Origin of the sequence: Nostoc sp., assembly GCF_036919555.1 — a bacterium.
GTDB lineage: Bacteria > Cyanobacteriota > Cyanobacteriia > Cyanobacteriales > Nostocaceae > Nostoc.
This window is the reverse complement of record NZ_JBALCS010000083.1, coordinates 35,312-59,967: the sequence shown is the minus strand read 5'-3', so window position 1 is coordinate 59,967 and position 24,656 is coordinate 35,312. Positions and strand designations below refer to the sequence as shown.

At 41.1% G+C, this 24,656-nt stretch carries 13 protein-coding genes and 1 pseudogene; 10 read left to right on the top strand and 4 right to left on the bottom strand.

What is annotated here, in order from left to right; translation table 11 throughout:
* The first annotated feature begins 337 nt into the window (after positions 1–337).
* Positions 338–760: a DUF2887 domain-containing protein gene (locus tag V7K36_RS22870; protein WP_335119567.1), complete on the top strand. Its 423-nt coding sequence runs from the start codon at positions 338–340 to the stop codon at positions 758–760.
* 41 nt (positions 761–801) lie between these two features.
* Here V7K36_RS22870 and V7K36_RS22865 read toward each other — a convergent pair whose 3' ends face one another.
* Entirely contained in the window at positions 802–6,519 is a 5,718-nt protein-coding gene (locus V7K36_RS22865) for a translocation/assembly module TamB domain-containing protein (RefSeq protein ID WP_335119563.1), read from the bottom strand.
* 265 nt (positions 6,520–6,784) lie between these two features.
* On the opposite strand from V7K36_RS22865, the gene V7K36_RS22860 reads away from it, so the two are divergent.
* From V7K36_RS22860 to V7K36_RS22825, 8 genes are all read left to right on the top strand, one after another.
* Positions 6,785–7,213, top strand: a complete 429-nt coding sequence (locus V7K36_RS22860; protein ID WP_335119561.1) for a DUF3110 domain-containing protein — start codon at positions 6,785–6,787, stop codon at positions 7,211–7,213.
* Positions 7,214–7,342: 129 nt separating this feature from the next.
* Positions 7,343–8,269, top strand: a complete 927-nt coding sequence (murQ, locus tag V7K36_RS22855) for an N-acetylmuramic acid 6-phosphate etherase (RefSeq protein ID WP_334946005.1) — start codon at positions 7,343–7,345, stop codon at positions 8,267–8,269.
* Positions 8,270–9,148: 879 nt separating this feature from the next.
* Positions 9,149–10,348 (top strand): response regulator, encoded by a 1,200-nt coding sequence (locus tag V7K36_RS22850; protein ID WP_335119559.1) that lies wholly within the window; start codon positions 9,149–9,151, stop codon positions 10,346–10,348.
* Positions 10,349–10,851: 503 nt separating this feature from the next.
* A complete protein-coding gene (locus V7K36_RS22845; RefSeq protein WP_335119557.1) occupies positions 10,852–11,217 on the top strand; it encodes a response regulator transcription factor in 366 nt (121 codons plus the stop codon).
* A 104-nt stretch (positions 11,218–11,321) separates the two neighbouring features.
* Positions 11,322–11,795, top strand: a complete 474-nt coding sequence (locus V7K36_RS22840; protein ID WP_335119555.1) for a chemotaxis protein CheW — start codon at positions 11,322–11,324, stop codon at positions 11,793–11,795.
* A gap of 127 nt (positions 11,796–11,922) precedes the next feature.
* The gene (locus tag V7K36_RS22835) at positions 11,923–15,780 is read left to right on the top strand and encodes a GAF domain-containing protein (protein ID WP_335119553.1); all 3,858 of its coding nucleotides are present in this window, start codon (positions 11,923–11,925) and stop codon (positions 15,778–15,780) included.
* 25 nt (positions 15,781–15,805) lie between these two features.
* Positions 15,806–16,051: a four helix bundle protein gene (locus tag V7K36_RS22830; RefSeq protein ID WP_335119551.1), complete on the top strand. Its 246-nt coding sequence runs from the start codon at positions 15,806–15,808 to the stop codon at positions 16,049–16,051.
* Between the two features lie 327 nt (positions 16,052–16,378).
* Complete coding sequence (locus tag V7K36_RS22825) at positions 16,379–19,996, top strand: hybrid sensor histidine kinase/response regulator (RefSeq protein ID WP_335119549.1); 3,618 nt, start codon at positions 16,379–16,381, stop codon at positions 19,994–19,996.
* Between the two features lie 128 nt (positions 19,997–20,124).
* Here V7K36_RS22825 and V7K36_RS22820 read toward each other — a convergent pair.
* The 3 genes and pseudogenes from V7K36_RS22820 to V7K36_RS22810 all read right to left on the bottom strand — a co-directional run bounded on the left by V7K36_RS22820 (position 20,125) and on the right by V7K36_RS22810 (position 22,975).
* Positions 20,125–20,828 (bottom strand): annotated as a pseudogene (locus tag V7K36_RS22820) (Uma2 family endonuclease).
* Between the two features lie 50 nt (positions 20,829–20,878).
* Positions 20,879–21,772, bottom strand: a complete 894-nt coding sequence (locus tag V7K36_RS22815; protein WP_335119565.1) for an ABC transporter permease — start codon at positions 21,770–21,772, stop codon at positions 20,879–20,881.
* 117 nt (positions 21,773–21,889) lie between these two features.
* Positions 21,890–22,975 carry a polyamine ABC transporter substrate-binding protein gene (locus V7K36_RS22810; RefSeq protein WP_335119547.1) on the bottom strand — a complete coding sequence of 362 codons (1,086 nt, stop codon included), beginning with the start codon at positions 22,973–22,975 and terminating at the stop codon, positions 21,890–21,892.
* Between the two features lie 726 nt (positions 22,976–23,701).
* On the opposite strand from V7K36_RS22810, the gene cruF reads away from it, so the two are divergent.
* Positions 23,702–24,610, top strand: coding sequence for a gamma-carotene 1'-hydroxylase CruF (gene cruF / locus V7K36_RS22805; RefSeq protein WP_335119545.1), 909 nt, complete (start codon positions 23,702–23,704; stop codon positions 24,608–24,610).
* The last annotated feature ends 46 nt before the right edge of the window (positions 24,611–24,656 follow it).

Sequence of the window (24,656 nt, the reverse complement as noted above, 5' to 3'; positions counted from 1 at the left end):
AAGACCAATTTTTTTCTAATAGTATAGCTTGTATTGATTGCCTCATGAGGCTTCTAGCGATCGCCCTCCCGGAAAGTGACAGAAGAGGGATATAGGAATCCGGTTTGATTTATGAAAAGATACGTAGGGTGTGTTAGCGACAGCGTAACGCACCAAACCCTTGATAATGGTGCGTTACGCTGTCGCTAACACACCCTACAATCCCTAATTTTGTTCAAAAATCAAGTAGTAATCCTATAAACCTCAACGTCGCTGGCAAGCAGTATTACTTTTTGCTCAACGCAGTCTCGACCTAGGCGTGCCATTTATTTATTAAACATCATTAGCTCAACAGTAAATTCGGATAATTTATTTAGACGAGTTAGATAATGTACCATCGTCTTCGATTGGGCTAGGCGTGATTAAGTTAGTAGTTGCAACAGAAGACAAAGCCGTACAGCAAGCGAAAAACTTGATAAGTCAAGTACAACAAACGGATGAAGCTAACCGTAGCAATCTCTTAGAATTAGTAGAGAAAATGCTTATCTATAAATTTGTAAATAAAAGTCAGCAGGAGTTGGAAGCGATGTTTGGATTAACCGATTGGAGACAAACTAAATTTTACCAGGAAGTAAAGGAAGAAACAAAGCTCGATATTATACCCCGTCTGCTTAAGTTTGGTTTAAGTATAGAGCAAATTGCCGAAGCATTAGAATTGGATGTTGAACAGGTACGACAAGCTATTGAGAAGCAAGGAGAAGAGGGAATAGGAAGTAATTAACAATTCAAAATTCAAAATTCAAAATAGTTTCAGACGATAATTTAAAACCGCGTTTGATACTCTACTACAGCACGACTATCATCAGATAAATTAGTGGAAGCACGCACACGAAATTCGTCGTTTATCCGGTAATTAACACCCCATTGGAAAGGGTCATTTGTTGTCAAAATTTTGATACTGGAAAAGGATATTTTGGAAGAAATATCAACCCCAGCCTCTGCTGCTAATTCCAAAGTTGAACTGCTCCTTCCCGCTTCGGGATTATCAGAAATAACGGTAGGAAATATCCGCAGTTCACTTAAGCCTAAAGTACTCCCAATCTGGTTAAAAGCTGACTGAAAATTGTTGAACACAGCCGAACCGGCGATGTTAATCAGACCTAATGTACTGTCACCACGTCCTTGGGTGTCTACAAAGCCACCTCCTAAAAGAGCAACAATTTCGGTTTGACTACGTGACGGACTACTCGTTAGTTCTAGATTTTCATTTAGTTTGCTGGCTAGACCTTTGATAGTGGCTTCGACTCGAACACTCTCTAAGGCTGATAAACCTGTGGAATTTACCCGACTGAAATCATTATTTTGAGTTACGTCCAGTACTTTGGCAAATAGCTGAATGTCTAAGTTGGGGTCACGGGGTTGAGAGGGACTAAAAGTTGCGGTGTGTTTATAGCCAGAAGCAAGGTTAAATTGGGTAGTAAATAAATTGACTCCACCTTTCTCTAAGCGGATAGTACCATCGGGTATTGGCTGATTGATTGAACCGTTAACGATGAGATTACCAGTTGCGCGGAAACTAAGAATAGGTGGACGGGTAATTTGGACGTTTTTGCCTAGTTCCAAATCTAGATTATTAAATTTAGCGATGCCTGACGGCAAGGCTTGAGATAATGCATTTCCCGTCCCATTCCTAATTTCAGGTTTACTCTGCTTATTGGTATTTGTAGGTGATACGCCAATACTACTATTTGCAGATGAAGTCGCGTCGGTAGATTCCGCCAGCAATACTTGACCATCAAATAAACTTACTTTACCGCCAATTATGGGGTTAAGGGCAGAACCAGTAATCTGTAAATTGCCGCTAGCGCCTCCCTGGTAAAGTCCCTTGAGATTCAACGTTAGCTGATTGAGATTAACCGTCAGGGGATTGTTGATAACCACGTTCTCATTGTTGAAAATGGGAATTTCTCCAGCAGCTTCTACGTTCCCACGGCTAAATCTACCCTGAAGATTCTCTACTAAGATGCTGTCAAAATTAAACAGCACTCTACCTGTGACACGTCTGAGTTTACCTGGCAAAGCCTGGGCTGAAAAAGTAGCATTATTAATAGTAGCAATTCCATTTACTTCGGGTTTTTTGAGTGTTCCGCGTACCTTGAGGTCTACTTCTCCTTCACCTTTCTCAAATACCACTTGATTAGTGAATGCGTTTAACAGTGCTAATCCCTCGTTTTCTAACTTCATATCCAGAGTTATTTGCTCACTGTCTGGTGCCACGGAAGCAAAAGGCAATTTATAAGGGATGCTGCCAGTAATATCAACAGGTTTTGGGCCAGCAACTGCTACAGTACTACCAAAGTCTAAGCGTCCGTTGGCATAGCTGAAACTTGCCCTCGCTGACTCTATTTTGTTCTGATTTAGTATTCCTTCTGTGATTTGCAATTCCCCTCTAGCTTGGGGATTTGCAATGTTGCCTGCTAAAGCTGCTGTAGCGTTAAGATTACCTGTGATTCCAACTGGCAGTTTGACAAAATTATTCAGTATTTGTACCGGAAAATTATTCACCCGCAACTGACCGGATTGCTCATCACCGCCAACGTTACCCGTGAAGGCAATCAGCCTGTTTTTTGACTCGATTCGTAAAGGTCGCAAACTTAAAACACCGTTCTCAAAGTTGCCTTCGGCAATCACGTTGTCGGCAGTATAAAAACGATTTCGTTCCTCCTCTTTACCCCAGGTAAAGTTTTGTCCATTCAAATTAAATTCCACTGACAATCCATTGGCTGTAGCTGTATTTACAGCCACTTCTCCGTTGAAAGTCCCCTTTAAGTCTGCCAAATCCGGTATGGGGGTGGAATTAAGTCGCTTTTCTTCCTGTTCTGCTACCAAAGCTTCAATTTCAGAAAAGCGTTGGATTTGGTTGAACAAGGGCTGATTTGGCGCTCCTTGGGGGGTGGTGGTTAGATCGGCTGCTGTGCCGTAGATTTCTGCTGAACCACCTGGCAAATTTTGTAAATCAAATACCTGTGCTACAGCTAGAACATCTTGGATTTTACCCTGGTTGACGTTCAGTTTACCTTCTAGTTGAGGTCCTTTAGGGGTTTGAGCCAAAGTACCAACCAGGGCGTAGCTACTGTTGTCTTTGACAAATTCACTACTGGTGAGTATAGCTTTACCGTTAGCGTAGCGGAATTGAGCAGCTATTCGATCGCCTTTAACTCGGCCAATTTGCGGATTGGCGATCGCTAAATTCCCCGTAGCTGCCAATGTCTGCTGATTAAAGAGCAAATCCCCAGTTAACAACCCAGTTATCTTACCAGTACCCAAACGAGTAATTGGTGGCGGAGTCAAATTCAATATTTGTAAGGGGAAATTTGCAACTTTGAGTGTCCAATCATTCCCTTCAACATTACCTGTGGCTAATGCTTGCTGCCATTGTACTAAGAAGGATTTCGGGCGATTATTGGCATCTAAATTGAAGTCCAGGCGATCTCTGGCGAAAAGCCCCTTCGGGTCTACGCGATTACCTGCCAAGTTCAAATTCAACCCGCGTCCCTGTACTGAATCAATGTTTCCAGTTAACAACGGCTCAAAAGCAATATTTTGAACAACCAAGTCTCGTAGGTTGATTTGCCCTACCACATTTGGTAGGGGTAGCTTACCAGTGATTTGACCATTAAAATCTACTCTCCCCGCCACAGCAACCTGATTAGGAAGATTGATCGGTAACTGTTTTAGGTTGTAATTCTGGGCTTGGACGTTGAGATTTAGGGCAGTAATTTCCGGTATACCCGCCTTTCTTGCATTGGCTAATATGTTACCAGTAACATTTAAACCTGGAGCAGTTGCTCGCTCAATGGTCAGCCTTTCACCACTCCAAGCGATCGCAGCTGTCAGGGGTTGCTCAAGACCAGGGATACCTTGCGATAATTGCACCTGTCCAGCAGCACGCACATCAGCTAATTTGGATGATCCTAGCGTGCCAACTAATTGCAACTGACCGCCAAATTCACCCCGCAATTGCTGATTTAACCGATTTAATTCCACACCTGAAGCATTAACTACAGCTTGATAGCGACCATTGGCCAATTGGATATTAGAGGCTGCAATCGTTCCACCTGCAACATTTAACCGTCCCTGACCATTGGCTTGAATAGTTTGCGGTTTAAAAGAGTCAACAGAACCCGCCACGTTTGCTTGACCAGTTAAGGTTCCCCGTAACTGTGGTGGTACTGCTACCAACTGCTGCAACGGTACATTATTTGCTTGAACTTGCGCCTGATATACACGATTAGCCACTTGGATATTAGAGGCTGCGATCGTCCCACCTGCAACATTAATTAGTGCCTGACCATTGGCTTGAATATTTTGCGGTTTAAAAGGATCAACAGCACCGGCGACGTTGAACTGACCATTTAACGTTCCTTGGAACTGCTTTGGTACTGTTGCCAACTGCTGCACAGGAACATTCTTAGCCTGGACTTGCGCCTGATATAGACCATTAGCAATTTGAATATTCGAGGCTGTAATAGTCCCGCCGCCAATAGCAAGGCGACCCTCACCACTGCCACGCATGGTTTTCAGGCTGAAATTATCTCTGTTGCCTGCGATTTGGAATGTACCCGCCAATGGATTATTTAAAGCTGGGGGAGACTGTTTCAATATTTGTCCCAACCGCACAGCATTAGCTACAAGTTGAGCAGAGAAGCTTTGGTCTTGCAGTTGGATATTAGAAACTGCAACTATGCCGCTACCAATTTCAACTCCTCCGCCTTCAGTGCGAATCGTGGCAATTTTAAATGGTGCTGTACTACCTGAGAGGATGAGACGACCATTGTACTCTACCCCCGCCAAAGAGACATTTTGCAGTTGACTTTTGTTTACAAAGGGTTCTAATTTTACCCCAGAGGCAACAGCCACAGCTTGCCAACGCTGATTAGCATAACTACCAGTTGCCCGGACTGTACCACCACTTACATTCAGAGCCACATTACGGAAAGAGACGGTGCGATCGCTAGCGATCGCAACTTCGCCAGTTCCGGGGTAAGTTCCGTTAGGAGCTTGGAATTGTACCGCAGTTTGGGCATTGGTAGGAGTGCCAGTTAGTTGGGCTGTAGCTGAGACATTGCCGATTTGGAAATTGGGTGTGATCTCGTAAACTTTTGCGATCGCATCCCCTGGAAGATTCTGGGCAGCGAAATTTAAATCCAGTCGCGGGTTTTTACCGAGTTGAATTGTACCAGCGCCGGTGATTTCACCACCAACTTTGGCTTGACCTTGAATATCTTTTAAGGTAATTAAAGAGGAACTAGTAACAAGCTCAAATTTACTAGTGATGTTATTAAAATCAACTTTGTCAATCCGGGCAGTTTGGATTGTGGCAACTGTACCTGAGAGAATTGGCTCTTTTATTGATCCGGTAATCTGCAAAGAAGCTTGTACTTGTCCAGCGATCGGCACAGGTAGTTTTACCTTCAGAGTCTCTTGGGCATTAGCCAAACTCACCGCATTTACACGCCCCGCCAACTTAAAGCCGGCTTTAGTGTCGATAATTCCCGCAGCCACTAGGGGAATTTTGCCGTAGTTGGTAGTAACATTATTTAACTGCAACTCCGTTCCCTGGAAGTGCAGGTTTCCTTGGCTATTGCTCAACAGTTGCGGGACTTTGGGTATTTGAACTGTTACCCCTTGCACAGCCGCACTGCCATACAATAAAGTCTGCTGTCCTGGTGTTAACTTAATCAGCAAGTCGCCATTGGCTCGACCCGCCTGTAAGTTCACTGGTAACTTGATTAAGCGAGTAATATCCGCAGCCTGCAAATCTGGCGATCGCACCTGAAAGTTGCCTGCTAGCACCCGAGAACGTGTCTCTCCCTGAATGGAAATACTGCCACCACTGTCTGCTTGACCCCCCACTTCAAACCTGATGAACTGGTTATTTGCTAAAAGTTGGGCAGAGCCATTCAGTTGAGAAAATGTTACGGGGGATGAGGAGGATGTTGCTACCCCTGCTCTTTTCTGCGGCATCAACGCCAGCTTGGCATTGCGAAACCGCAGGTTGTCCAAATCGGTTTTAATTGCGCCGCGTTCACCAGACGGCGATATCTTAGTGGAAACCCAGCGCCCTTGTTTATCCTGTTCAATGTAAATATCTGGGTTGACTAAGGTGACATCTAGCTTGAGGTGGCGGTTAAAGATTAGTTGTAATAGGTCAAAACTCACCTCCACAGATTCGATTGCCGCCCGATCTGGATCTGTGGGTGTGGCTGGGATAGCTGAAGCTGTAAACTGCACTCCCGTCAACGAAAATTGTCTGACTCTTCCCAGTTTTACCGGCCGGTTGAGTGTAGTCGTGAGACTTTGTTGTGCCAAGGGTGTTAATTCTGTTTGCACAAAAGTCCACAACCGCCAAATACCGATGACAATTGCTAATAGTAAAAGTCCGCCCAAGGCAATGCTACCCCGCCTCAACACCAGCAACCACAGAGGTTTGCGGATAGGGGAAAGGGAGTGATGATCTTGATTGGAAAAGTTAGTCATTTGCTTTCACAGTATTAATTGCCGGATATCGCTGGCACACACAAGCGTTAACTGGCACATTGATTCACTATGCCATTTCCAGGATACGCCAACTAAATCTAAGACCTCATTGGTTGAGTTACGGAATTTGCTTGATCTAACACTTATGCTTAATAATATTGGCCTTTTCAGGAAAATCTGAGTTGAATAGAGTCAAAATTGTTCCTGTGACTTTCCCTGAGTCACAACCTAGAACTTTAATGTTAATAGACCTTAAAAAAGACAGATGATTACACCTATGCGTCTTTTTGTGTTAATTTTTAATGCTCGAACGGAAAATGAGGGGATTCACACAATTCGGGAGGGCGATCGCAATAAAATTCTGATGTTCGAGTCAGAAGACGACGCCACGCGCTTTGCCCTGATGTTGGAAGCTCAGGATTTCCCCTCACCGACACCAGAACCCATCGATGCTGAGGAAATCAAGGAATTTTGCGAAAGTGCTGGATATGAATGGGAAATCATCCCAGAAAATACCAATTTAGTTGTCACTCCCCCAGAACTTAACGTGGAACAAACCGACTGGCAAGCAGATGCCCAGAAGGAGGATACTATTGAAGATACCTTCCCTTTCAATCAACAGCCACTAGAAGAACCAGAATTGTCTGATTCTGAACTAGAGAAGATGCGTCGCAAATTGGAAGGATTGTTGTAATTTGTCATTAGTCATTAGTCATTGGTTATTGGTTATTAGCCATTGGTCGCTTGACTAATGATATAAACGTCCAAAGGGCGGTTCCCCATAGGGTAGGACAAAAGATTAAGGACAAATGACAGAGGACAAATGACAAATTTGCAGGAACGCGGACATCTTTTAACCGAGATGGTAAATCCTAACAGTCTTAACTTAGACCAGCTCAGTTCTCTGGAATTGGTGGAGCTGTTTAATAGCGAAGACCAAAAGGCAGTTGCGGCGGTTGCGGCGGCGAAAATTCAGTTAGCACAAGCAATTGAGCGTACCGCAGAGCGTTTGCGCCACGGAGGACGCCTATTTTATATCGGTGCGGGTACAAGTGGCAGGCTAGGGGTGTTAGATGCTGCTGAGTGTCCACCTACTTTTTGTACGCCTCCAGAGTTGGTACAGGGGATTATTGCTGGTGGTGCGGGGGCGCTGGTACGCAGTTCGGAAGATTTAGAAGACAGCATCGAAGATGGTGAGGCGGCGATCGCTGGGCGACATATTACCCAACTAGATGTAGTAGTTGGCATTACTGCTGGTGGGACAACACCTTATGTCCACGGTGCGCTTCATGCTGCTCGTCAACGGGGTGCCACTACTATTTTTATCGCCTGTGTTCCGGCGGAACAAGTTAGCTTTGATGGCGATATTGACATTCGCCTATTGACAGGGCCAGAAATAATCGCCGGATCAACTCGCCTGAAAGCTGGTACAGCCACGAAGTTAGCTTTAAATGTCCTTTCTACTGGGGTAATGGTCAAGCTAGGCAAAGTTTATGGCAATCGCATGGTAGATGTGGCAGTAACAAATCAAAAGTTACGCGATCGCGCTTTGGGAATTTTACAAGACCTCACAGGTTTAAGTCGGGAAGCTGCTGGTTTTTTACTAGAACGTAGTGGCAAGTGGGTTAAGCTAGCGCTATTGATGCACTGGACTGGTTTAGAAAAAGACGAGGGCGATCGGCTTCTTTCAGAACACCAAAGTAATCTCAGAGCAGCTGTTATCAGTTATCAAAACCACAACCAACCTTAAAAAAATTTTCCTAAATAAACCACATTTACTTTGAGAACCATAGTTTTTAAAAGTAGTGGGAACATCTTGCTCCCTGCTGGTAGTAGCGGACAAAATGCCTACACTACCCCAGGTTTCAAAATGGATGAGGTTTAAATATTTATATATGGCTGCTACTTATCTCATATCATGTCCGCTTGATTGCTTATTAAACCCGAAGAACCCCACCCCGTCAAAGCTATGCTTTGTCTCCCCTCCCCGCAAGCGGGGAGGGGATTAAGGGATGGGGTGCAATGACTGTGGGAATCGTAACTAATTATGCGGACATGATATTAGTAGCACGCCTTTTTTTCAGGATAAGTAGGTAAGTGGGAATATTTCTAACTAAGTTAATTTATATTTGTTTACATACATTGAAATTTTCTTGCCGACTTACTTAAATATTCCCTAGAAAAGTTCACTAAAACTGATATAAATTAAGAAATATAAATTTAAATCAATATTTTGACGATTTCTTGGCAATCTCAATAACTAAAGCCCAAATATCTGGAGACTACTAATTATCTTTTGAACAAAAATTCCGAACTTATACGGATATAATTCAGTATGAAAATTATTAAAATTAGTATATCAATACTCTATACATCATGATGTGGACTATGGCAACCTACTTGAGTCATGGATATTAACAGAAAACTAAAGTCCGCTAATAAAAATTCTATGCTAGATAAATTATTTGCTAGCAATAGTTTTGCTGTCTTCTCATCTACCTTGCTTTTAATAATCTTGATTTAAACTGCTATATACCAAATGTATTTGCACTTATTCACATATCTGCTGAGTACTATATAGTTTGTGTAGGTTTTTCAAGGGTTGGCTTTTTAATAAAAGGAACAAACTATGTCCGACCGGGAAGTTATTTCAAATAATCTAGTAAATGAATTTCAAACTTGTACTCAGCTGCAATATAACGGCAAATTAAATATTAAAAGTTCAAAGGGCAGCCAATGGACTTTTTACTATCGGCTAGGACGCATAGTTTGGGCAACGGGAGGAACTCATCCCTTCCGACGCTGGCGTAGACATATAGCTCAAAATTGTCCCCAGATTGATGTTGATAAGTTGCAGATGCGTTTGCAAGACCTATCAATCGATTACTGGGATTATCGCCTTTTAGAAATCTTGTACAAAAGGCAGAAAATCCAGAGAGAACAGATTAACTCTATTGTCGATAACACGATAGCAGAACTATTATTTGACGTAGCTATGCAAGGAAATTTTGCTTCTATAAGTTGCAATCGTAGCCAAGAAGTTATCTTAGAAGCACCAATGAGCTTCACAAGTACAGAAATGTCTGTAAAGCAGATGCAAGACTCGTGGAAAATTTGGTCAGAAGCTGGTTTAGCAAGTTTTTCTCCTGACTTGGCACCATTTCTGCGGCGACCAGAAATACTCCAGCAGATGGTAAGTGCATCTGTCTACAAAAACTTTGTCAATTTAATCAACGGCAAATTTACTCTGCGAGATTTAGCCGTGAAAATGAAGCAGGGTGTAATGCCACTCACCCGTTCATTGCTTCCCTATATCCTTAAAGGAATTATTGAATTGATGGAAGTATCTGACTTGCCCTTAGTAGTTACTGAAGTCAACAATAACTTTACCACCACACAACTAAAGAAGCAGACTGCTCACCTAGTGGCTTGCGTCGATGATAGCCCTCAGGTATGTAAAATGCTAGAGGATATTATCACTTCCAATGGATTGAGGTTTGTCAAGATTCAAGATGCTGTACAAGCTCTACCAACCCTCATTCAGGAAAAACCAGACCTGATTTTCTTGGATTTGATTATGCCAGTTGCTAGTGGTTATGAAATTTGCACTCAGTTGCGACGAATATCTACCTTTGCCAACACACCAATCATTATATTAACTGGCAATGATGGTTTTTTAGATAGAGTTCGTGCCAAGGTAGTCGGTTCTACAGATTTTCTCACTAAACCCGTAGTGACTGATAAGGTGATGGCTATAGTACGTAAATATTTACCTGCACCGAGTGTATCCATCGACAAGAATAACTCTAATTTAGAGGTTTATAATTAGGCGAAATTAGATGCTAAGTAAGTTGGCAATAATCAATAATACTGTCTTATATTATACAATTTGAAATAAATTAAAGGCTTATAGTAAGGGTTAAAGCTCTTACTATAAGCCTTTAATTATTCACGCCCACTTACTTATTTATAAACAAAATATTAAGTGTAAAGTGTGTTAGATGAGAATACGGTACTAAAAGCCTGGAATGGTGCTGTACTCTTATCTAACACACTCTACAAGACTATTTAGATTTTTTCAAAAACAATTTACAATTCCTATATTAAGTTATGTTTAGTGCGTATTTTTGCTGAGGTTGATACGTAAAGATTGAATCAAAATTAGACAAATACAAATTTTTGTATTTTATAACAGTCCTGTTTTAGTTGTGAAATAGTGGTTAGGGCAAAGGGGTTAGGGGCTAGTCCCTTGTATGTCTTTGTTGAGGAATCATTTGGGATTTGGATGTCTAATTTGTTTACATTCTGAGAAAGGTTTAACGAGTAATTGTCATGAATACTGTTTTAGTTGTTGAAGATGGCTTAACCGATATGGAAATAATCAGCCGTTACTTACAACAGGCAGGTTATTCTGTGATTAGCGCCACAAGCAGTGAAGAGGCTCAAAATAAAATAGATAAAAATAAGCCAGACCTAATATTACTCGACGTAATTTTACCGGGGAAAAGTGGCTTTGAAATTTGCCGAGAACTGAAAAGCAATCCCAACACTAGCAAAATACCTGTGGTTTTTTGCTCTACCAAAAATACTGATGTAGATAAAATTTGGGGTAATATGTTGGGCGCTGATGGTTATCTATCAAAACCGGTTGAACGAGAGGAATTATTGGTAATCTTGAACCAATTGATTAATAAGTAAAAATGCAATAAATAAATAGTCAATAAAAGTCCCTATTTCTCAATTAAATAATAACTGCAAATAGTGGCTAAAGATAAATTATCAAGAACAAAGGATCAATAACTTTGGAAACCAAGGAAAAGTTTTTAAGTTTTAATTTGGGATTAATGGATACAGCCGTAATTTCGTTACAACACATCACAGAAGTTTTGCAAGTATCATTACCAGAAATATGTGGCGTTCCTGAGATGCCCAGTAGCGTCTTGGGTATTTATAACTGGCGTGGTGAGATGCTTTGGTTGGTAGATTTAGAGGCAATGTTAGGTTATCCTCCAATTTCGCAAGGATCAAATTTACTTTCAATAATGATGGGGATTGTTCTGGAAAATAAGGGTAAGTATTTGGGGCTATTGGTGCGACAGCTTATCGATATTGAATGGCTGGATACTAAGCAAATGAAACCCGCAACGACTGAATTATTTTATCCTAAAAGCTCACCTTTCTTACAGGGGTACTTTATTAATGATTCGGAGGAGATGATTTTTAATTTGGATGCCATAACGATTATCGAAGCTCCCATGTGGGCAATTCATAATTGAACATTTAGTAATGGGTGATTAGGCATAGGATTTTGACAATTACTAATCCTTAATAACCAAATATCCAGATCATTCTTACCTGCCAAATATCAAATTATTACCAATCACAAGTTTTGAGGTTAATCAAATGACATTTTTGTATAAAAATAGCCAAGAAAATGAGAATCTAATTTCGGAAACAGAAAATATTAATGGTGCTCCAGATATAGCGAATATTGCCAGTCATGAAATATCTTTATTAAATGCGATCGCTGAGGAATTTAAAAGTTGGCGGCGACAGTTGCAAGACATCACAACTTATATGCGCCAAGCCCCAGACCTTGATATACTACTCAAAATCACTGTAGCGCAAATTAGAGAAAAGATTGGCTGCGATCGCGCCTTAATTTATCAGTTTACTTCCATAGAATCAGGTAATGTTTTAGCAGAATCGAGAACACTAGGTTGGACACCAACTTTAGGCGAAAATATTCCTGGAATTCTTTTTGGTTTATATAGAAATCAAGACTATGTAGAACCTGTAGTTATTAACGATATCAATCAGATTCAACTTACCCCTTATCAAAAGCAACTACTAGATAAATTTCAAATTAAAGCTAGTTTGAGTTTACCGATTGTAGTAGAAGGTAAAGTATGGGGGTTACTGGCAGTAAATAATTGCCAATCAACGCGGCAGTGGCAAGAGGTAGAAATTAGTCTCCTATCTCAAATTACAACAGAACTGATCTACAGATTGCAGAGCTTTGAATTTCACAAAGAACTACAAAATCAAGCACAGGCAAAGAAATCAGTAGCTAAAGTCATCGATAAAATTCTCCACGTATCAAATGTGGATAAGATTTTCCAAACAACCACTCAAGAAGTGCGTCAATTACTAAAATGCGATCGTGTGGGTGTTTATCGCTTTAAACCTGACTGGAGTGGCGAGTTTATCGCGGAGACAGTGGGTAATGGTTGGATAAAAATGGTCGGCCCGGATTTTAAAATGGTCTGGGAAGATAGCCACTTACAAGACACCCAAGGAGGACGTTATGCCAAGGGTGAAAGCTTTGTGGTCAAGGACATCTATCAAATGGGTCATGCTCAATGTCACATTGATATTTTAGAGCAGTTTGAAATGAAGGCTTACATCATTGCGCCGATATTCAGTGGAGAGAAATTATGGGGCTTGCTGGGAGCTTATCAAAATTCTGGGCCGCGTGATTGGCAATCTTGGGAAGAAAGCTTTTTAACTCAGATTGGCTTGCAATTTGGTGTGGCCATATCACAAAGAGAATATGTCGAGGAAGTGCAGAGGAAATCTGATCAACTAGCTCAAATACTTGAACAAGAGAAAGCTTTAACCAAGATAGTCGATCGTATCCGACAAACCTTAGATGTAGATAATGTCTTTAAAATAACCACTCAAGAAGTACGGCAATTACTAAAATGCGATCGCGTTGTAGTTTTTCGCTTCAATCCCGACTGGAGTGGTGAATTTGTCGCTGAGTCAGTGGTTAGTAATTCGATAAAACTGGTAGGCCCTGATATTAAAACCGTCTGGGCAGATACCTACATACAAGAAAATAAAGGGGGTCGATATGTCCAAGGTGAAAGCTTTATCGCTAATGACATCCATGAGGTAGGTCATTCTTCATGCCATGTTGAGATGTTAGAGCAGTTGGAAATTAGAGCTTATGTGATTGTACCTGTATTTTCTGGGGAAAAATTGTGGGGATTATTAGCAATTTATCAAAACTTTATACCTCGTGATTGGCAACCTTGGGAAGTTAGCTTTTTGATTCAAATTGGCTCTCAATTTGGTGTAGCTGTATCACAGGCAGAATATCTTGAACAAGTGCGAGTTAGATCTGCACAACTAGCTCAGTTAGCGGATCAAGAGAAAGCTTTTACTAAGATAGTCAATCGCATCCGCCAATCTTTAGATGTAGATAGCGTCTTCAAAACAACCACTCATGAAGTGCGTCAATCACTGCGATGCGATCGCGTCGCTGTCTATCGCTTTAACCCTGACTGGGGTGGCGAATTTGTGTCTGAGTCTGTGGGTAATGCTTGGACAAAACTGGTAGGCCCTGATATTAAAACCTTTTTAGACGATACCTACTTGCAAGAAACTCAGGGAGGTCGGTATGTCAAAGGTGAAAGTTTTATCGTTAATGACATCTATAAAGCAGGGCTTGCTCCCTGCCACATTGAGATTTTAGAGCAGTTTGAAGCCAAAGCTTACATAATTGTTCCTGTATTCTTCGGAGATAAATTGTGGGGCTTGCTGGCAGCGTATCAAAATTCCAGCACCCGTGAATGGCAAAGCTGGGAACTTAACTTTTTGGTTCAGACTAGCTTGCAATTTAGCCTAGCTAAATCACAGATAGACTATTTGGAATTAGTTCGGGTAAAATCTGAGAAACTAGCTCAGTTAGCGGAACAAGAGAAAGCTGTTACAAAGATCAGCAACCGCATCCGGCAATCTTTAGATGTAGAAGATATTTTCAAGATAACCACTCAAGAAGCGCGACAATTATTGCGATGCGATCGCGTCTCTGTCTATCGCTTCAATCCTGACTGGAGTGGCGAATTTGTGTCTGAGTCAGTAGGTCAGAGTTGGGTAAAACTGGTAGGCCCCGATGTCAAAACTGTCTGGCAAGATACCCACTTACAAGAAACTCAGGGAGGCCGATATGCCCAAGGTGAAAACTTTGTTGTAAATGATATCTATAAGATGGGTCATTTACCCTGCCATATTGAGATATTAGAACAGTTTGAAGTCAAAGCTTATGTAGTTGTTCCTATATTTGCTGGGGAACAATTGTGGGGTTTGCTGGCAGCTTACCAAAATTCGGGAACTCGTGATTGGGACGAATCCCAAGTCAGTTTGTTAGCACGCATTGGCAGTCAGTTAGGACTGACATTACAACAGACGGAATATTTGCAACAAGTACAAGCGCAGTCAGCAAAATTAGCAGAAGCAGCAGCACGAGAAAAGGCAGCCAAAGAATTACTACAACAACGGTCTATTCAACTCCTAATAGCCCTTAGACCCGCTCTCACCGGCGACTTAACAGTACGCGCACCGATTACAGAAGACGAGCTAGGCACGATCGCTGATGCTTACAATAGTACTCTGCAAGCACTGCGACAAATCGTTATTCAGGTACAGGGGGCTGCTCAACAAGTTGCCCAAACTTCTAGCAATAGCGACGCTTCACTGGCGGGATTGACCAATCTGGCGCAACAACAGTCTGAGGAAATTACCGCAGCTTTAGGCGAAATTCAACATATGGTGGACTCTACTCAAGCTGTAGTGGCGAATGCCGAGTTGGTGCAACTAGCAGTAAAACAAGCCAATCAAACTGTAGAGTCTGGCGATACTGCGATGAACCTGACTGTCAAAGCAATCCAAGGAATTCGTGAAACCGTTGCTCAAACCAGCAAAAAGATTAAACGCCTGAGTGAATCTTCGCAAAAAATCTCGAAAGTGGTGAATTTGATTGGTAATTTTGCCACACAGACAAACGTATTGGCTTTGAATGCAGCCATTGAAGCCACCCGTGCCGGTGAATATGGCAAAGGCTTTGCAGTTGTAGCTGATGAAGTCCGTTCGTTATCTCGCCAGTCAGCAGCAGCCAGCATCGAAATAGAAAAATTAGTCCAAGAGATTCAAGCAGAAACTGGGGAAGTTGCAGTAGCGATGGAAACTGGTATTCAACAGGTGGTAGAAGGCACAAATCTTGTCAATGACACTCGCCAAAACTTAAATGCGATCGTTTCTGCAACTGCCGAAATTAGTCAGCTAATCGAGCGAATTACCGCAGCGACTCAAAAACAAATGGCGCAATCTGTAACAGTAACTAAATCAATGCAAGATGTAGCAGGAATTGCTAATAAAACTTTTGCTGAATCTCAAGAAATTGCTACTGTGTTCCAAGATTTATCAAGAATGGCACAAGACTTATTAACAACTGCTGGTAAGTTTAAAGTCAATTAATTAAGTAGGGAGTGGGGAGTGGGAAATGACAGGTTCTAAAATTTGCTCTTATCAAGATTTAAAAGTTTGGCAAGAAGGCATGAATTTAGCTGAAGCTTGCTATCAGCTAACGATTGCATTCCCGAAATACGAACTTTACGGAATGACTTCACAGATTCGTCGGTCCGCTACATCAGTTCCAGCAAATATAGCTGAGGGTTATGGACGAGAGTATCGCCCGGAATACATAAAATTTCTCCGAATAGCCCAAGGCTCTCTCAAAGAGCTATAAACTCACTTGTTACTATCAGCTAGAGCCAAAGTTGGACTTACAGATACTCAACTAGTCACTCCCATTTTGAGGCAATGTGAATCTGTAGGAAGACTACTCCGTGCTTTGATTCGTTCTTTAGACAATAAGGGGAGTAGGGAGTAGGTTTTTCAGATTAGACCGATTTTTGGGGTTTTAGAACCAAAATGATTATCTGAAACCTTAAAAGTAGCTTCAATAATTAGGAATATTCTCAATTGTTTCTCCCAAACCTAAATATCTACCCTTGAAAGCAACTCGCCATTCCTCACTCCCCATTCCCCATTCCCCACTCCCCACTCCCTAATTATGATTACAGATAAAGAAATTCGCGAACAAGGATACATCTACTTTCTGGCTGAAGCCCCGGAATTAGTCCAAATTATTGAACAAGAACTATTTAGCTTATCGGAAGGTTATAGCATTGCCAAAGTTCACAACTTAATGCGGGCTACTCATACACTTAAGGGTGGCGCCGCTAATGTTGGGCTAGAAGTAATTAAAATGATAGCTCATTTTTTAGAAGATGTATTTAAGGCTCTATATAATCCAAAAGTGGTAATTGATGGCGAATTACAAACACTTTTATTACAAGGTTATGAATGTCTGAGCATAGCATTAAATACCGAGCTAATAGGCAGCACTGTTAATGATGAAGAACTGCTCCATCGAGCAACTTCAGTCTTTGCACAGTTGCAAGAAAAACTGGGTGATGCCTTTGGCGCTGAATCTCATATTCCTAGTTCTGAAGAATTGGGATTTGATATTGTGCAATCCGTTTTTGAAGTTGGAGTAGAACAACGTCTAAACACTATTGCTGACACTGTTAACAATCCACCAAATAATCACGAATTTATCGAGTTTTTACACTCTCAAGCTGAAGTATTTTTCGGCTTGGCAGAATCTCTAAATTTACCTGGATTGGGAGAAATTGCCCAAACAATTCTATCAGCGCTACAAGCAAATCCTACCCAGGTGCAGCAAATTGCAGAAATTGCCCTTGCAGATTTGCAACAAGCACAAAAATTAGTATTAGAAGGCGATCGCACTTCTGGTGGAGAATCTTCTCCAGGTTTGCGAAAACTCACGACAGTGGCAAATAATGAATTATCTAGAGAATTACAAAATAATTCATCTCCTGGCACATTTATCATCAATGAAGAACAATTTTACCAGTTTATCACTACATCTAATAACAATAAAAACCAACCTGTAAACCCAACAACTGCCAAGTTTTATTTAAAAGTAATTCGCTACATTTTTGGCTGGTTTAATCACCAGATGGAAATACCAGAGCCAGAACTCACTTTGACTTTGTTGGTTCCCACATTAGAAAGAATAAGTCTACTTAATTATATTGAAAACTGGCTGAAAAAGTTTCTTGATTTTATCCAAGATGAAGGAGATAGTGAAAGTATTTGTATTTATCGACGTGGGATCATCTTAATTATCCTATTTGCAGTTGCAAAATTTCAATATTCTCTTAAACCATCTGATAGCTACATCTTAGCAATTAAAATATTACAAAAGCAAATTCATACATTAGCACAAGAATATAAAAATTATCCTCCTATTACTAGCAAAGAGAAAAATTGGCTTGATAGTCCTAGGCTACAAACACTATTAGTTTTTAAAGAAATATTTAAATCCGTATCTCCTCAAGTAACTGATAACTTACTAGAAGCAATATGGGGAGAAGAAGCTAGCGAAAACCTTGCTGCTGAAGTGGTGACGAGCCAGACTGATGATTCTTCAGAAAAGCCTGATTTATTAACTGTCAGTGAGCCGGTAGTTTCTGAAACAGCTATTGAAGCCATGCCTGATTTAGCTACACAAATTAATAAAGAAATAGAAGATAAATCACAGTATGTTCAAACTAAAAATTTGCGCCAACCTTCATTTATTCGAGTAGATACAGAGAGACTGCAACACCTCAATTATCTAGCAGGAGAATTGCTGATTTACCAAAAACGGCGTAGTTTGCAAGATGAACAAGTGAAAGAAATAATTGAGCAATTAGAACAGCAACTCACTAGACACCAAACAACTTTAAATGAATTACGTGATTTACCATTACAAATACAAAATATTACCTCACAACAAACGCAAGATTTTGCAGTGAATTTTGACTCTTTAGAGATGGATGTATATACAGAATTCCATATGACATTGCATGAAGCAATAGAAGAGATACTGCAACTACAAGAAACCACAGAATCTCTTGACTTGCTCGTGACGCAAGCTGCTCAAATTAGTGAAAAACAAGAGAATTTAACTCTTAATATTATAGATAGCTTAGTAGAAGCACGAATGTCGCCTTTGGGCAATATCCTGAATCGCTTCCCCCATATGGTAAATAAGTTGGGGAATGTTTATGCCAAACTTGTAGAATTGAAACTTACTGGTACTGCGGTGCTAGTGGATAAAGCGATCGCAGAAAAGCTCTACGATCCCTTATTACACTTAGTGCGTAATGCTTTTGACCACGGTATTGAAACTCCGGAAGTTCGCCGAGAGCATGGTAAACCAGAACAAGGTTTAATTGAAATCTGTGCCTATCATCAGGGTAGCCAAACTGTTATCGAAGTTCGGGATGATGGTCAGGGATTGAATTTAGACAGAATTCGCAGAAAAGCTGTTGAATTTCATCCCATACAAACTGGAGAAAAAACTAGAAGCTCTGCTTCTAATCTGGCTGATCCTGAACTTTTAGATTTGATATTTTCGCCTGGATTTTCTACTGCTAATCAAGTGAGCGAAATTTCTGGGCGCGGTATGGGTTTAGATATTGTGCGTACTCAGATGGACGCACTAAATGGCTCAATTTCAGTTGAATCCTTCCCCAACCAAGGAACAATATTCATACTCAAAATTCCTTTTTCTATGACTACAGAAAAATTAATGCTAGTTCAAGCCAAAGGTGTTGTTTATGGTCTTATTTTGGACAGTATTGAAAAAATATTGATTCCCTCTGAACAACAGATTAAAGAAATTGAAGGTAAAAAAGTGTTGCATTGGAACACAGAGAATGATGAGACTATGGTCAGCATTCGCCAACTTTCAAACTTGATTGATTATAATGGTTCATTCATTAATAGTGCTACTTCATACAACACATCAAATACTCACGACCCAAGCATAGCGAAAAATCCGGTGCTTTTTCTACGACGAAATCAGGCAATGTTTGCTTTAGAAGTTGACCAAATAATTGGTGAACAAGAACTGGTAATCAGACCTTTAGGAAATGCGATCGCACCGCCAAAATATATTTATGGTTGTAGTAGTTTAGCCAATGGTAATCTCATCTTAGTGATTGATGCTTTATTGCTAGTAAAGTCTAGCGAGATCCAACAAACAACAGTTGATATCAGGGCGCTACCAATAGCTTCTTCAAATAAAAAAGCCTTACCGATATCAGGACATACTTTTTTATCTACACCATTACTTACTGCATCTACTTCCACAACAACTATAGAAACCCAACCCAGTTATTCTCAAGAGCCAGATCATAAATCACCAAAAGTTGTTTTAGTAGTAGATGACGCAATTAGTTTGCGGCAAACTCTCTCTCTCACTCTGCAAAAATTTGGCTATCAAGTAATACAAGCTCAAAATGGTATAGAAGCTCTAGAAAAGTTACAGTTACATCCTGAAATACAAGTTGTTATCTCCGATTTAGAGATGCCACGAATGAATGGTTTTGAGTTGTTGAGCAATTTCCGTCAATACCCGAATTTAGCAAAAATACCTGTAGTGATTCTTACTTCTCGCAGCGCTGAAAAACACCGCCAGCTTGCCCAAGAATTGGGTGCAAAGGCTTATTTAACCAAGCCTTATTTAGAGGATGAGTTGCTTTCTACAATTAAGGGTTTAATTAACAGTAATACAGATGATTTAAACCATTTACTTATGGCGGCAAATCATTGATATTAATCTTAATTTTAGTTGAGTGCTATCGGTAAGTTATCTGTGAGAGTTTAAGTTAAGTGATACCACACTGGCGAGAGAAGCATGGTGTATCTATAAAGTGTATCAATCCTTGGGACGCGATCGCGTTACTTATCAGGTAGATTATTTGGATCTACACCTAGAGAACGTAAATACTGCGCTAATTGTTCAGCCCTTTGCCGTTCTTGTTGTGCTTGTTCTACATCTGTCAAATAGCGGTTTCCTTGCTGATCATACCAACATAAAAACTCCTGTTGTATCCCAGCAATTACAGCTTGGTGTCGCCCAATACCTAACCCTACCTCTGGCATCAAATAGGGTTCACCAATTTGTAGTTGGTAGTTTCCATCTATCAACTTATACACTTCAAAGGGTTGATGTTGGTCGCGTCGCCAAAACTCAGGGTTATAAATTACGTAGTACAATACACCGAGTTTTCTGTATATATCTAGCTTCTCGTCGTATTCACCTCCTGGGGTGTGGGATACAATTTCTAATGTGAATATTGGAACTATCCCATTTTCTTCCCAAACCGCGTAACTTTTGCGTGATTTACCACCCTTTTTCCGTTCTACTCCCAGACTTAAAAAAGCATCTGGCCTACAGGTACTCTAGAATTTACTCCTGTGGTGTGATAGACTCCCATATCTACTCCGAAGTACCAATCCATGCGATTTGCCCAAATGGAGTTCAGTAGGAAAAGTAAAATGTTGGGCAAAAAGTTTTGGTCTTCGTTATCCACTGGCGTATCGTCTGAACAGGGAAGTTCATCAGTAGTTGGTAACGCATTTTTGAGATCAGGTGAGAGCATAACCGTTGTCTCGCTGGCGTTTGATGCCCTTATTATAAGTGAAGGAAAGTTTAGCGTTTAGGTGTAGTTTCACCAAACTTAATTAAAAGCGCGATCGCAATACTAACAAGCAAAATTAACGTCATACTCAAAGCTGAACCAAATCCCCAATTTTGCGTTGCTCCCAAAAACTGGTTATAAACTAATCGCGCCGCCGTCATACTAGAAGCACCACCAAGTAATTCTGGATCGACAAAATCCCCCAAGCCTGTGATGAATACAAGCATGGAAGCAGCTGCAATTCCCGGAAAAATTTGCGGTACGGTTACTTGCGAAAAAGTTTCCACCGGATCTGCACCTAAATCAGCTGCTGCTTCTAGCAACCGCTTGTCTAGCTTTTCGAGAGAAGCATATAAAATCAAAACCATATAGGGTAACAAGCTGTAACTCATGCCAATAAATACAGCTTGACTTTGGTTAAGCAATTCCAAAGTAGGCAAGCCTAAATTGCTGAGTAAACTGTTCAATAAACCAGTAGGACGAAGAATTGTAATCCAAGCATAGGAGCGAAGTAATGAGGAAGTCCACAAAGGTAATATAAAGGCTAATAGGAGCAAATTCCGCCAACGTTGCGGTGCTATCTGAGCAATCCAATAGGCGACAGGAAAGCCCAAAATTAAACAAATTATTGTAGTGCCAAACGCAAAAAATAGCGATCGCACGATTACTTGCAAGTAAAGGGGGTCAAATATTCGGATGTAGTTTTTGAATCCGTTGGGATTAACCAAATCTCCCGGCCGGATGTCTGCAACTAAACTTAACTCGAAAATTATCAAAGTTGGCAGCACCAACAAAAGTAATAACCAAATCCCAGATGGTGCAAGTAATACCAAAGGTTGGAGCCAGTTTCCTCGCAGACGATGCGATTCTTCTATTTTAGAAATATCATTTTCTTGAAAATTCATCATTTATAACTCCTAACTCCTGTACAGACGCGATTAATCGCGTCTTTCCTAACTTCTAACAGACGCGATTAATCGCGTCTCTACTCCTAACTCCCCACTCTCCACTCCCTAAGTATTTTAGCTACTAGTTAATTGAGTCCAATAACGATCATAAACCTCTTCAAATTCTCCTACAGGACTAACACGTTCGCAATTTGCTAAAACCGACTCTGAGGGAAACAAATTAGTATTGTTCTGTATTCTTTTTGGCAATTGCTCGAATCCAGCACTATTAGGTGTAGAAATACTCAGGCGTTGACTGATTTTGGCTGCTAATTCTGGTTGCAGAATCATGTTAATCCAAGCATAAGCTCCAGCCTGGTTGGGGGCTGTTTTGGGAATAACAATAGTGTCTGTCCATAATGAAGAACCACTGCGGGGAATCACATATTTTAATTTAGGGTTTTCTTGAGAGATTTTCACCGCATCTGCTGAATAACACATTGCCAATAGTAAATCTCCTCCTAGAATTTGATTTTGCCAAGCGTCGGTGTCAAAACGTGCGATCGCAGGTTTTAGCACCTTCAACTTTTCATAAGCTTGTTTGATTTCTCGTTCATTTTTTGAGTTGTAAGAATAACCTAGCATCCGTAACGTTGCACCCATCACTTCTCGAACATCATTGAGCAAGGTCATCTGCTGACTAAGTTGCTTTTGGTTTTGCCAAAGGTAATCCCAGTCTTGTGGTGCATCTTTGAGTTTTTCGGAATTATAAACTAAACCAGTTGTCCCCCAGTTAAAAGGGATACTATATCGGTTATTGGGGTCATAGCTAGGATTCTGAAACCGCGGGAATAAATTCTCTAAACCGATTAAGCGATCGTGATTTATTTCTGTTAACAAACCTTTGCTTACCATCTTCTGCACCATGTAATCGGATGGGTAGATGATGCTGTAAGTGCCACCGCCTCCAGCTTGCAACTTAGCCAGCATGACATCATTGGAATCATATACATCCGCTAGCACTTTCATGCCGGTTTGGGTGCTAAAAGTTTTCAGTAATTGGTTGTCGGTATATTGCGTCCAGGTAAAGATATAAAGTTGGTCACGTTGACCATTCGGATTAGAATTAGCACGTACTTCAGCCAGCCTCCAGCCACAACCAGCTAAAGATAAGCTAGAAAGTGCTGCCATCTCTTTTAAAAATTTGCGTCTGTGAGTCATTTAGTAAATAGTCAATTAAGTAAGTGAGCGTGAATAATTAAAGGTTTGTAGTGAGTTAGCGTGATCTTCTCCCTTTGCGTAGCGTCTCGTAGACAAGGGGAGCCACTGCGTTGCCGGGGTTCCAAGAGTTGTAGCAAGTGGCGTGAGACGATGCCGCAGCGTTAGCGAGTCAGACGCTAGGCACAGTCGCTAATGCAACTCTGGGAGACGCGCAAGGGACGCTATCGAGCGTCACGAGCCTCACCCGTACTCCTACGGGGAAGAAAGCTACCCACAGCGTCACCGTCAGGAGAAGGGTAAGGGCTGAAGTCCTTACTATGAGATAATTTAATTAATCTTAGATGCGTAACATAGTTTGATTTATTCTTGCCCACTTACTTAACTGAAGACTTTATTTTACTTTAATGCTTGCTTAATTTATGATAGTTGTCCCCCCTCAACAAGATCCCTGCATTGAAGGAGTTTTTCATCATATAGGGATTCAGTGGGACAAAAAACCAGAAGTTTTTGTAGATGAAATTATGTAGATTTTGACTATATGGCTTAAAATAGTAGGTTTATCATCATATTTCTTATAGCTTCAATCAATAGGCTGTTATGCTGTTCGCAAGAAAGCCAAACAAGTTTGTAGAGAATTGCGGCACAAAGTAGTTAAATATGTTGTTAAACATTTGTAAACTGTTAGCAGCCGAGTAGCCGCGTGTCACATCTTGTTAAGGAATTATCATGAGACAACTTGTTATTGCTGAACGCGTATGCCTCATTGGTCATATCGTGTCAAAAGCCTTTGGATTGGTAGGGATGCTACTGGTCATACCTAATGCCGAAATAATTTTCAACTTATCGCAGGTTGGAGAAACTGCCATGCAGTTAAGTATGGCAGGTGGTGGTGTAGTTGATATCATCTTGGGGACAATAGCTGTCTCTATTTATGCCTACCGGACTTTGGGATTGGGAACTTGGCTAGCATTTATGCTGCCGGCTGTGTTTATCTCTTTGGGAAGTGAACTACTGGGAACTAGCACAGGTTTTCCATTTGGCGATTATAGCTACTTAAGTGGCTTGGGCTATAAGATTGGTGGGCTAGTTCCTTTCACAATTCCTTTATCTTGGTTCTATGTTGGGCTGTCGTCTTACTTAATTGCTAGAACTGGTTTGAAAGTGGCTCAAAAACCCAGTTGGGGACGCCATATTGCTGCTATAGCCGTTGGTGCTTTGCTCTTCACTTGTTGGGATTTTGCCCTTGAGCCAGCTATGAGTCAATCTTCTCTGCCGTTCTGGTATTGGGAACAACCAGGAGCTTTCTTTGGGACACCTTACCAGAACTATGTAGGTTGGTTTGGCACTAGCGCCCTGTTTATGAGTGTGGCAGGATTATTGTGGAGAAATACATCGATTAAATTAGAGCGATCGCAACTCAGTTTACCCTTAGTCGTTTATTTAACTAACTTTGCCTTCGCCGCCGGACTAAGCTTGGCCTCTGGGTTCTCCATCCCTGTGTTGCTAGGCTTATCGCTAGGTGTGACTCCCGCCGTGGCGCTGTGGTTAAGCAGTTCAACTACACCCACTCAAGTTGCTGTTGAAACAGCAAGTAAGGAAGTATCAGTGGCAAAGGTTGAAGTTGCCTTGAAATAAGTTTAGAAATTAGGGAGTGGGGAGTGGGGAGTGGGGGAGCAAGAAT